Genomic DNA, 11,250 nt, shown 5'->3' with positions numbered 1-11,250 from the left:
GAGTGCGGAGCCGAGCAGACGGCGGGCCGCTGAGACCGGAGCCGAGCTGGCGATGGCCGCCGAGTGCGGAGGCGAGCTGGCGACGGCTGCCGAGTGCGGAGCCGGGCAGACGGCGGGCCGAAGGGAGAGGACGGGCTGTGTTCCGTTCTCTCCCTTCGGTTGTCAGCTGACGGAATCGAGGTTGAGCCGCGGCTCCGGCACGGGCGGGCTGCGGGCGGGGCGGAGGTTGGCCTCCGCCCCGCCCTCTGTGCTCCGGCCGGCGCGGCGGTCAGCCGCGGTCGAAGTCGGCCAGGATTCGGGGCAGGGCCAGCTTGGCGGCCTTGCCGTGGTTCACGTCCGCGCCCAGGTCGATGAGCGTGCTGCGGGCGTGGTGCTGCTTGAGGCGCTGGTCGCAGTAGGCGGAGGTTTCGAGCAGGGTGTCGCGGTCGCCCGCGGACGAGTAGATGGTCACGGGGACCGTTGGGCGCCAGTCGCAGTAGCTGTCCGACTCGCGCAGTTTCGCGCGCAGGACGCCGGTCGGGTGCTGGACGCGGTCGAAGTAGGAGTCGGTCAGCAGGTCCCGCATGGTCGCGGGGAGGTGCGGGAAGATGTCCTCGTTGCGGTGCTCGCCGTCGAAGAGCGCCTCGATCGACGGGTCGCGGAACGCCTCCGACGGGTCGGAGTAGAGGTGGTGGAGGCGGTTCCACGCCACCGTCCAGTACGCCATGTACGCGACGCCGTTGGAGATCTCGTCGTTCGTCGCCTTGGCCACCAGCAGGCTCGGCTTGAAGGGGCCGCCGATCGGGGCCAGGGCACCCACCTTCAGGCGGGGGTCGGCTCCTCGCTGCAGAGCCTGGCCCAGAGCCATGGCGGCGTGGCCGCCCTGCGAGTGGCCGGTGATCATGACGCGGGGGTCCGGGCGCAGGCCCTTCGACGTGGCGTGCTCGCGGGCCGCGCGCAAGGCGTCGATCGACGCGGTGACCGTGGACGGGGCGTCCACGTACGGGTGGTAGCCCGGGCCGGTGCCCAGGCCCAGGTAGTCCGGGGCCGTGGTCAGGTAGCCGGCGGAGGCGAAGAGCAGGGCCGCGGCCCTGTCGTTGCCGTCCGCCACCGAGGCCACCGAGCCGCGGTAGCCGGTGGTCCCGTGCAGCCAGGTGGCCTGGCGGGGCGTTCGGTTCCCGTTGCGCGGTAAGACGATCAGGGCGCTCGCCGTCGTCGGTTTCCCGAACGCGTCGATGGTGCGGTAGGTGATTCGCTTCGCGTCCACCGCGAAGCGGACGCGCGAGGCGTCCAGGCCGTGGTCCCCCAGGTACGTGACCAGCTGGTTGGTGTCCATCGTGGACACCGGGACGACGTCGAGGAGCTCGCCGCGGGCCGTCCTGGCCGACGCGGTGGCCGGGACCGAGGCCGCGACCAGCGCGCCGCACAGGACCGCCGCTGTGAGTCGAGTCGTGAAGGTCATGGCTCCACGATGTCGGGATGATCTTGGTCGCACACTGGGGCAAGCCGCACAACGAGGGTGTGGTTTACCCCAGTAGGTCAGGCGCCCGGCGGCTTCGGGCGGATGATGCACGTGAGGCGGGCGGTGCAGGTGCGCTTGCCGTCCTCGTCGGTCACGACGATCTCGTACGTCGCCGTGCTGCGGCCGAGGTGGATGGGACGTGCCACGCCGGTGACGACGCCGTCACGCGCCGCCCGGTGATGGGTGCAGGACAGCTCGAGCCCGACGGCGATGCTGTCGAACTCGGAGGCGTGGATCGCGGAACCGAGAGAGCCCAGCTGCTCGGCGAGCACCGCGTTCGCGCCGCCGTGCATCAGGCCGAACGGCTGGCGGTTGCCCTTGACCGGCATCGTGCCGATCATCTCCTGAACATCCCATTGGGTGATTTCGATGCCCATCCTGACGTGCAACTGCTCGTCGGCGAACTCGATAGGCAGGTCGGGGGTCACGCGGGCTCCAAGGGCTCAAGCGAAACTGTCAGACCCCCACCCTAGACTCGGGCTCGTGACTCACTCAGACGTGAAGCGGCTCCTGCTCATCGACGGTCACTCGATGGCCTACCGAGCGTTCTACGCCCTGCCCGCCGAGAACTTCGTGACGAAGACGGGCCAGGTCACGAACGCCGTGTACGGGTTCACGTCCATGTTGATCAACATCCTGCGGGACGAGAAGCCCACGCACGTGGCGGTGGCGTTCGACGTGTCGCGCAAGACCTTCCGCTCCGAGCAGTACCCCGAGTACAAGGCCGGGCGCACCAAGACGCCGGACGAGTTCCGCAGCCAGGTCTCCCTGATCAAGGACGTGCTGGCCACGCTGGCCATCCCGACCATGGAGAAGGAGAACTACGAGGCGGACGACATCATCGCGACGCTGACCACGCAGGCCGTGGCGCAGGGCGTCGAGGTGGAGATCGTCACCGGCGACCGCGACGCGTTCCAGCTGGTCAACGACCAGGTCACGGTGCTGTACCCGGTCAAGGGCGTCTCGGAGATGGGCCGCTTCACCCCGGCGTACGTCGAGGAGAAGCACGGCGTGCGCCCGGAGCAGTACGCGGACTACGCGGCGGTGCGCGGCGACTCCTCGGACAACCTGCCGAACACCCCCGGCGTCGGCCCGAAGACGATCATCAAGCTGCTCAACCAGTTCGGCGGGCTCAACGAGCTCGTCGACCGCATCGACGAGGTGCCCGGCAAGGTCGGCGAGGCACTGCGCGGCAACCTGGCGAACATCATCATGAACCGCCAGCTCACCGAGCTGATCAAGGACGTCGAGCTGCCGTACACGATCGACGGGCTCGAGGTGCAGCAGTGGGACCGCGACGCGGTGCACCGGCTGTTCGACGAGCTGGAGTTCCGCGTCCTGCGCGACCGTCTGTTCCAGACGCTCACGACCGCGGAGCCCGAGGCCGAGGAGGGCTTCGAGGTCTCCGGCGGCGCGATCCCCGCGGGCACGCTCAAGAAGTGGCTCGACGCGAACGCCCGCAAGACGCGGGTCGGCGTCGCGCTGCGCATCACGACCGACCTGGAGGGTGTCGCGCTGTGCACGGCCACCGGTGAGGGCGGGTACGTCGACGTCACGGAGCTCAACGAGGCCGATGAGCAGGCGCTCGCCGCGTGGCTGGCCGACGAGGAGGTGTCCAAGGCGGGTCACGACCTGAAGCTGCCGCTGCGCCGCGTGCGCGCCCGCGGCTGGAAGCTGCGCGGCCTGTCCTCCGACACGGCGCTGGCCGCCTACCTGGTGCGTCCCGGCCAGCGGTCGTTCGCCCTGGACGACCTGGCGCTGCGCTACCTCAAGCGCGAGCTGCGGGCCGAGGAGTCCGGCGACGGTCAGCTGTCGCTGCTCTCCGACGAGTCAGAGGAAGCGCAGAAGGTCGCCACCAGCACGATCCTGCGCGCGCGTGCCGTCGCCGAGCTCGCCGACCGCCTCGACGAGGAACTGGTCACCATCGGCGGCACCGACCTGCTCGCGAACCTCGAACTGCCGCTGATGAACGTGCTCGACGAGGTCGAGGCCGTCGGCATCGCGATCGACGTCGACCACCTCTCGGAGCTGGAGGCGCACTTCGCGGCCGGCGTGAAGCAGGCGGCGCAGGACGCGTACTCGGTGATCGGCAAGGAGATCAACCTCGGCAGCCCGAAGCAGCTGCAGGCGGTCCTCTTCGACGAGCTCAACATGCCGAAGACGAAGAAGACCAAGACCGGCTACACCACGGACGCGGACGCGCTGCAGAACCTGTTCGAGCAGACCGAGCACCCGTTTCTGCAGCACCTGCTGTCGCACCGCGACGTCACGCGGCTGAAGTCCACTGTGGACGGCCTGCTGAAGTCGGTGGCCGACGACGGCCGCATCCACACGACGTTCCACCAGACGATCGCCGCGACGGGCCGGCTGTCCTCGACGGACCCGAACCTGCAGAACATCCCGATCCGCACGGACGAGGGCCGCCGCATCCGCCAGGCGTTCGTCGTGGGCGATGGCTACGCGGAGCTGATGACCGCGGACTACAGCCAGATCGAGATGCGGATCATGGCCACGCTGTCCGGTGACGAGGGTCTGATCGCGGCGTTCAACTCCGGCGAGGACCTGCACACCTACGTGGCCTCGCAGGCGTTCTCGATCCCCACCGCCGAGGTGACGGGCGAGATGCGCCGCCGCATCAAGGCGATGTCGTACGGCCTCGCGTACGGCCTGTCGGTGTTCGGTCTGTCGCAGCAGCTGCGCATCCCGACCGAAGAGGCCCGCGAGCAGATGGAGGCGTACTTCGCCCGCTTCGGCGGCGTGCGCGACTACCTCAACGAGATCGTGAAGAAGGCCGGCAAGGACGGTTACACCGAGACCGTTCTCGGCCGCCGCCGCTACCTGCCCGACCTCACGTCGGACAACCGCCAGCGCCGCGAGATGGCCGAGCGCATGGCCCTCAACGCGCCGATCCAGGGCAGCGCCGCGGACATCATCAAGGTGGCCATGCTCGGCGTCTACCGCGCGCTGGAGTCGTCCGACCTGCGTTCCCGGATGCTCCTGCAGGTCCACGACGAACTGGTGCTGGAGGTCGCCGAGGGCGAGCGCGAGGCCGTCGAGGCCCTCGTGCGCGACCAGATGGGCAACGCCTACCAGCTGCTGGTGCCGCTCGAGGTCTCGGTCGGCGTGGGTCGCTCCTGGGACGACGCGGCCCACTAAGGGCCCGCAACGCGAATCAGCCCGTCCGAGCCGAGTGCTCGGGCGGGCTGTGTTGTGCAATGCCGGGAATCATTTCCCCCATTGGAACTTATAACGCACCGGGGGACTTGCCGCAAGACCAGGGGTCGCCCGCACAATTCGTGGCCTGACCAGGGGATTGAGGGGTTTCACGATGCGATTTCTGGTGTCCACGATCGGGTCGCGAGGAGAGGCGCAGCCGGTCACCGCACTGGCCGTGCGACTCAAGGAACTGGGTAATGACGTCAAGGTCGTGGCGCCGCCCGACTTCGAGGAACTCGTCACCGGCAACGAGCTGGACTTCACGCCGGTGGGTCCGAATCTGCGCAATGCCACTTCCATCAAGACCACACCGGACGAGCTGCGCAGGCTGGCCGAGGAGTCGGTCAGGGAGCAGTTTCGCGTCGTCACCCAGGCGGCCGGCCAGGCAGACGTGCTGGTGGCGGGCGGCGCGTTGCAGCACGCGACCCGTTCCGTGGCGGAAAGCATCGGCGCGCACTACGTGTACGCGAGCTTCTGCGCGAACACACTGCCGTCGCCGCACCACGCGCCACCGGCGATGCTGGGCCGCGTTCCAGTGAACGGAACGCCCGAGGAAAACCTCGCGCAATGGGACCAGCAACGCCATTACTTCACGTTCTCGCGCGACACCCTCAACGCCGAACGCGCCAAGCTCGGCCTCGACCCGATCGACGACGTCCGCGACCACATCTTCAGCGACGCCCCGTGGCTCGCCGCGGATCCGGTGCTCGGCCCGTGGCCAGGTCCCGGTGACCTCGTCCAGACCGGCGCGTGGCTGATCGACGACCAACGCCCGCTCAGCCAGGAGCTCGAAGCGTTCCTGGACGACGGCGAACCGCCGGTCTACTTCGGTCTGGGCAGCATGCGCGGCGCCCTGGACGCGGCCCAAGCCGCCGTCGAAGCCGCCCGCGAGATCGGCAAACGCGTTGTCCTGCAACGAGGCTGGGCAGACCTGAAGCTCACCGAGGACGCCCCCGACTGCATCGCGATCGGCGAGGTGAACCAGCAGGCGCTGTTCCGCCGCACGTCCGCGATCGTGCACCACGGCGGCGCGGGCACCACCACGACGGCCGCGGCGGCGGGCAGGCCGCAGATCGTGCTGCCGCACATGTACGACCAGTACTACTGGGGCAGCCAGGTCGAACGGCTGAACATCGGCCGCTCGGCGACAGCCGTGACGGCAGAGGTTCTGGCCGAGGCGCTCGAACTCTCCGACCAGGCCGCGAAAGTCGCCCCGCAGGTGCGCACGGACGGTGCGAGGGTCGCGGCGGAACGGCTGATGGCGCTCTGATTCGCCTGATGCGGGCGGTGGCCGCGTGGTAAGTCAACGGTATGAAGATCCTTGCCGTGGCGCTGCTCCTCGCCGTCACCGCCTGCACGGCCACCGAGCCGGGTACCCCGGCCAAGCAGCCGTGGCTGGAGGGAAAGCTGACCTTCCGCAAGGTGGAGAGCGTGACGCCCACGACCAAGCCCTCGTCCGGCTACCCGGTGCCGCAGCACGAGGCGGGGGATCCGGCCGTCCAGACGGCGCGGGCGACCCGGCAGAGCACGGACGCCACCGTCCGCGAGCAGGCACTCGGCCTGCTCGACTGCGCGGCCCCGGATCCGCTGGTCGGCAACGACGACCCGGCCGCCCCGCTGGTGACCTGCGACGCGGGTGAGTCCAAGTACGACCTCGGCCCGGTCGCGCTCGACGGCGACCGCGTCGCCAAGGCCACGAGCAGCTTCGACCAGAACGGCGGCGGCTTCGTGGTGACCGTCGAGTTCGACGCCGAGGGTGCCAGGACGTGGGGCGACTTCACGACCGCCAACGTCGGCAACCAGGTCGCGATCCTGATCAACGGACGGGTGCTGAGCGCGCCGAGCATCCAGTCACCGATCACCGGTGGCGCCACGCAGATCTCCGGCAAGTTCACCAGGGACGAGGCCGAGCAGCTCGCACAGCAGCTGGTGCGTCGATGATCCAGGACTACGACGAGCGCAGGCTCGGCAGAACTCCGTTCGGCGCCGTGAAAGAGCAGGACGGCGTCCTCGTCCGCCTGCACCACGGCACGCACGTGACGATCGAGCACGCAGATGCCGTCACGGGTGACCTGAAGGCGTTGGTCGAACGCCAGCAAAGCATTGCGGCGGAACGGATCGAGCCCGTCGAGTGGCGCGTCCACCAGCACTTCGCCACGCGCGAACTCGCCGGCCACCTGGTCGAGGCGGGGTTCACCGAGGACGAGCCGGCCCACGTCATGATCATGGGCCGGGACCGCGCACTGGCGACGGACGCCTTGCCGGAGAGCGTGAGCGCTGTCCTCGGCAAGGCGGAGTTCGACGAGGCCCGACTCGCGACGCCCGCCACACGACAGGTCTGGGAGGACGAGGCAGGGGTCGTCACCTGGTACGCGCTGCGTCGCGACCAGGAGCTGACCGGCCTGTTGTGGTGGCACGCCGCTCCCAGCGACAAGTTCATCGAGTTCGGCATGACCGGTGCGCACGAGGAGTTCGGGCCGTTGCCGCAGCGCGTCGCGCCGAACTGGCCGTTCCACCAGCGGCACCTGCTCGTCGAGGCAACGCGCGAAGTGCGTGATCTCGTTGCGCGCCAAGGATTCCACGAACTGACCGCGATTCGCACGTTCCGCTGGGCACCGAAGGGGGAGAGGCACGTGACGCGGCCGATCAGGCCGGTCGGCGAGGTCGAGTACGAGGACCTGCTGGACCGCTTCGGACAACGGTTCGCTTTCAACGCCGACATGCACCACTTCCCCGGCATCACCGAGCCCGCGGACTCCATCACCTGGTCGAACGTCCTCGACGCGGCCGAAGACGTCGCACCCGCGATCCGGCGCGCGCTCAAAGCCTGCGTCAAGCCCGGCGAGCTGATCTTCTTCGCCGACCCGTACCACCTGGGCAGCGCGGCGGACCTGCACCGGGTGGACGGGCCTGGCCAGCCGCGATGGCGCGCGTCCCCGATCCCCGACGGCGACTACGCCGTCCTCGCGCCATACGACCTGAGGTTCGGCACGTTCGGGCATCCGTGGGAGGACTCGCTGTGCGTGTGGGGCGAAGAGCTCCTCGCTGAGGTGAGCGACGAACTGGACGCGCTGATGCCCCGTCTGCGCACCGGCGGCAAGAAGAAGTGAACCGGCCCAACTGAGACGTACGTGTTGTGGGTGTCCGCAGTGAGGGGTGACCCGCAATGTCGTACCAGGTTGGGCTCGATCTCGGATCCGCAGGCATCACCGTCGCCACCGGTGGCGACGTCACGACTATCGCGCGGCGTCAGCAGGCGCCCGCCAGGGAGATCGCGACCGTTCTCGACGACCTCGCGCATCGCTATGGGGAGCCGCCGAGCCGTGTCGCCATGACGCATCCGATGTGCTGGCCGCACGAGCATCTCGAACAGTTGCGCCATGACCTCATCGAGGCGGGACGTGCGGACGTGTTGTTCGTGCCGGCGCCGCACGCCGCCGCCATCGCGTTCGACGCTGACGCGCAGATGCCTGAGCACACCACGGTGGCGGTGTTCGACTTCGGCGCGACCGGGTGTGACATCACGGTGCTGCGCAAGCAAGGTGTGTTGTTGCTGGCCGGAGTGCCGGAACGGGTCGAGGTGGGTGGCTTCTACCTGGACGAACTGGTCGCGGAGCACGTGATCGCGAAGATCGGCACGCACAGCCGTGAACTCGTGCAGAGCTGTGTCGAGGCCAAGGAGCTGCTCGGCAGCTATCCGGAGGTGCGGATTCCTTATGTCGCAACGAACGGTGAGGTGCGCGAGGTCAGGCTGAGCCGCTTGGAGTTCGAGGCGATCATCCGGCCGTCGGTCGAGCTGGCGGTCGACGCGCTGGAACGGGTGGCGGGCAGCGCCGGGTTGTGCCTGCCCGACGTCGTGCTGTTGGTGGGCGGGTCGTCGCGGATTCCGTTGGTGGTCAAGGAGATCGCGCAACGGCTGCACATCCCGGTGCTGAGGGCACCGGACGGCGCGGCCGCCACAGGTGCGTACCTCGAAGCCAAGCAGTTGGAGCCCGAACCCGCGGAACAGGCCACTTTCGAGCTGCCGAAGCCACGCGTGGAGGACGAGCCGAAGCGGCGGCTTTCGACGACGCCGTTCGTCGCGGCTGGGTTGCTCGTGCTCGTTCTTGGTGGTGGGTGGTTCGCGCACGACGCGATGAACGAGCCTCAGGTGAAGACGGAGAACACCAGCGTGCAGTTCGAACCGCCCGGAACGGCCGAACTGCCCAGGCTCGTCAAGCCAGCGCGCTGATCTCGCGCACCGTCCGGTCGATCTCCTCCGGGGTGTTGAGGATCGACGTGCCGACCCGCGCGTACGGGATCCGGTAGGACGCCGTGGTGATCTGGATCTGCTTGCGCCCCAGCAGTTCCACGACCTCGGGGCCGGTGTGGCCGGGCACGTCGAAGCACACCATGCCCGCGGACGTCGCCGGGTCGAGCGGCGTGTGGACGACGACGCCGGGGATCTCGGCGAGCCCGTCCTTGAAGCGACCGGCCAGTTCGGTGATCCGGGACGCCACCCGGTCGCGGCCGAGCCGTTGGTGGAACCGCACGGCCGCCTGCACCGCGAAGTAGTGCTCGAACGCGTGGAAGCCGCCGGGCCCGAGCGCCGCCGTCTGGCTGCGGTCGCTCAGGTTCGGCAGCAACGGCACGATCTCGCTGCTCACCTCGGGGTTCACCCACACCATGCCGGTGCCGCGCGGCCCGAACAGCCACTTGTGCGTGCCGGCGACGAACACGTCCGCGCCCATGCGTGCCGCGTCTTCGTCGACGGCCGCCAGTCCGTGCACGCCGTCTACGACGAGGAGGCAGCGGTCTTGCTGTGCACGCCCCTTGTTGGCCTCGGCGACGACGGAAGCGCACGCTCGCACGGGCATCCGCAGGCCCGTGCTCGACTGCACCCACGTGATGCCGACGGCACGGGTCTGCGGCGTGATCGAGTTCCGCAGCCGCACGGCGATCTCGTCCTCGGTGGCCTTCGCCGGGTTCTCGTAGAGCGTGCCGATCCTGACCTTCGCGCCCACCCTCGACGCCGCCAGCCTGGCCGCCTGCTGGTGCCACGCGTGGTCCTGGTCGTTGAGCAGCACCTCCTGGTCGGCACGCAGTTTCAGGCCGCCGTAGACGATCGAGAGCCCGATGGTCGTGTTCGGCACGAACGCGATGTCGTCCGGGGTGCCGCCGACATACTGCCCGAGCGCGACGGCGACCTGCTGCGCCTGGTCGGGCATCAGGTCGTGCGAGTTGTTGTCCAAGCGCCGTTTGAACTCCTCGACCGCGTCCCGCACCTCGCGCGGGTTCGACGCGAGGTAGAACAGCCCGAGGTTGGTCAGCGAGGGGTCCAGCCGGAACTCTCGGCGCACGGCGCCCCAGTCCACTCCCTGCGCGGCCGACGACGCGGTCGGTGCGACGGCGAGCAGTCCGGCCCCCACGAGGAAGTCACGACGATCCATGCCGTCCATTGGACAGCTTCTCCGGCGCGAACGGCAGTCCGGTGTTCAACGCCTTGGCGCCCACGGTGCACAGCTCGCCGAGCATGCCCACGCCGATGGAGAGCTGCGTCGGCGCGTGGTGGTCGAGCAGCAACGCCAGGCCAAAACTCGCGCCGATCGACGTCACCCACACGATCAAGGTCCACGGCGTGTACCGCTGCCACAGGTGGCCGTCGCGCTCGAACAGCTTGATCGTCATGCCCCTGAACGCGCCGAACGCGAATCCGACGGCGAGCGGGAGCAGATAGGTCAGATGGAACTCGTCGACCGCGCGGATGCCGAAGAACAGCAGGAACGCGGGCGGCGCCAGCAGGTCCCTCGCGTTGAGCGGTTCCCCCATGAACCGGCGCACGAGCACGTACAGCACACCGGCCGCGATCAGCAGATATGTCATTGCATCCCCCTAAGTAGCATGACCATGCTACTTAAACTAGCAGGGTCATGCTACAAAAGGGAGGTGTCACCGAGAGTCGTCGATCCCGTCGCCCGCCGCCAATCCGTCGCCGAGGCGGTGTTCGGCGTGGTCGTGCGGGACGGCGTCGAACAGGCCTCGCTGCGCAACGTGGCGGTGGAGGCGGGGCTCGCGATCGGCTCGATCCGGCACTACTTCGACAGCCACGACGACATGATCATCTTCGCCGTCGAGGCCCTCATCCACTCGATAGACCAGCGCGTCATGGCCCACGTGCAGTCGCTCGAAGACCGAAGCGACCCACGGCGCCCCGCCGAACGCGTGCTCTCCGAGGTGCTCCCGCTCGACGACCGCCGGCGTGACGAGGCAGTGCTGTGGCTGGCCTTCGTCACCGCCTCCCGCACCCGTCCGTCGCTCGTGCCGCACGCAGAACGGCTCTACGACGGCCTGCGCATGCTCTGCAGCCGCGCTCTGACCGTGATGACCGAGGCCGGGACCATCGCGGCCACGCACGACGTCGCCCTGGAGTCCGAACGGCTGGCGTCGCTGCTCAACGGCCTCACCGTCGACGGGGTGCTGCACCCGGACCGGATGACGCCGGACCTCACCGTGTCGTTGCTGCGCAGGCACCTCGACTCGCTGCGCTGACACTT

At 69.0% G+C, this 11,250-nt stretch carries 10 protein-coding genes; 6 read left to right on the top strand and 4 right to left on the bottom strand.

Going from position 1 to position 11,250, the window contains the following annotated elements; all coding sequences use genetic code 11:
* Positions 1-268: 268 nt before the first annotated feature.
* Together ACH413_RS12480 and ACH413_RS12475 are read right to left on the bottom strand one after the other, a co-directional pair.
* The gene (locus ACH413_RS12480; protein WP_360041180.1) at positions 269-1,441 is read right to left on the bottom strand and encodes a lipase family protein; all 1,173 of its coding nucleotides are present in this window, start codon (positions 1,439-1,441) and stop codon (positions 269-271) included.
* A 77-nt stretch (positions 1,442-1,518) separates the two neighbouring features.
* Positions 1,519-1,878: a hotdog fold thioesterase gene (locus ACH413_RS12475; RefSeq protein WP_360041733.1), complete on the bottom strand. Its 360-nt coding sequence runs from the start codon at positions 1,876-1,878 to the stop codon at positions 1,519-1,521.
* Here ACH413_RS12475 and polA point away from each other — a divergent pair.
* The 5 genes from polA to ACH413_RS12450 all read left to right on the top strand — a co-directional run bounded on the left by polA (position 1,871) and on the right by ACH413_RS12450 (position 8,948).
* Entirely contained in the window at positions 1,871-4,657 is a 2,787-nt protein-coding gene (gene polA / locus ACH413_RS12470) for a DNA polymerase I (protein ID WP_396424972.1), read from the top strand. The genes ACH413_RS12475 and polA overlap by 8 nt on opposite strands.
* Before the next feature lie 172 nt (positions 4,658-4,829).
* The gene (locus tag ACH413_RS12465; RefSeq protein WP_360041174.1) at positions 4,830-5,987 is read left to right on the top strand and encodes a glycosyltransferase; all 1,158 of its coding nucleotides are present in this window, start codon (positions 4,830-4,832) and stop codon (positions 5,985-5,987) included.
* A gap of 41 nt (positions 5,988-6,028) precedes the next feature.
* Entirely contained in the window at positions 6,029-6,658 is a 630-nt protein-coding gene (locus ACH413_RS12460; protein WP_360041171.1) for a SecDF P1 head subdomain-containing protein, read from the top strand.
* Entirely contained in the window at positions 6,655-7,827 is a 1,173-nt protein-coding gene (locus tag ACH413_RS12455; protein WP_360041168.1) for a DUF2716 domain-containing protein, read from the top strand. The genes ACH413_RS12460 and ACH413_RS12455 overlap by 4 nt, the downstream gene beginning before the upstream one ends.
* 56 nt (positions 7,828-7,883) lie before the next feature.
* On the top strand, positions 7,884-8,948 hold the full coding sequence (locus ACH413_RS12450; protein ID WP_360041165.1) for an Hsp70 family protein: 1,065 nt from the start codon (positions 7,884-7,886) through the stop codon (positions 8,946-8,948).
* On the opposite strand, the gene ACH413_RS12445 is transcribed toward ACH413_RS12450, so the two are convergent.
* Together ACH413_RS12445 and ACH413_RS12440 are read right to left on the bottom strand one after the other, a co-directional pair.
* Positions 8,932-10,146 (bottom strand): aminotransferase class V-fold PLP-dependent enzyme, encoded by a 1,215-nt coding sequence (locus ACH413_RS12445; RefSeq protein WP_360041162.1) that lies wholly within the window; start codon positions 10,144-10,146, stop codon positions 8,932-8,934. The genes ACH413_RS12450 and ACH413_RS12445 overlap by 17 nt on opposite strands.
* On the bottom strand, positions 10,133-10,579 hold the full coding sequence (locus ACH413_RS12440) for a DUF1453 domain-containing protein (RefSeq protein WP_360041159.1): 447 nt from the start codon (positions 10,577-10,579) through the stop codon (positions 10,133-10,135). The genes ACH413_RS12445 and ACH413_RS12440 overlap by 14 nt, the downstream gene beginning before the upstream one ends.
* A 63-nt stretch (positions 10,580-10,642) precedes the next feature.
* Here ACH413_RS12440 and ACH413_RS12435 point away from each other — a divergent pair, with 63 nt between their 5' ends.
* Positions 10,643-11,245, top strand: coding sequence for a TetR family transcriptional regulator C-terminal domain-containing protein (locus ACH413_RS12435; RefSeq protein ID WP_360041156.1), 603 nt, complete (start codon positions 10,643-10,645; stop codon positions 11,243-11,245).
* Positions 11,246-11,250: the final 5 nt, after the last annotated feature.

Source organism: Lentzea sp. NPDC020367 (assembly GCF_044387305.1).
In the GTDB taxonomy this organism is placed as follows: Bacteria; Actinomycetota; Actinomycetes; order Mycobacteriales; family Pseudonocardiaceae; genus Lentzea.
The sequence above is the reverse complement of the archived record's forward strand: the minus strand, read 5'-3'. Positions and strand labels throughout refer to the sequence as shown.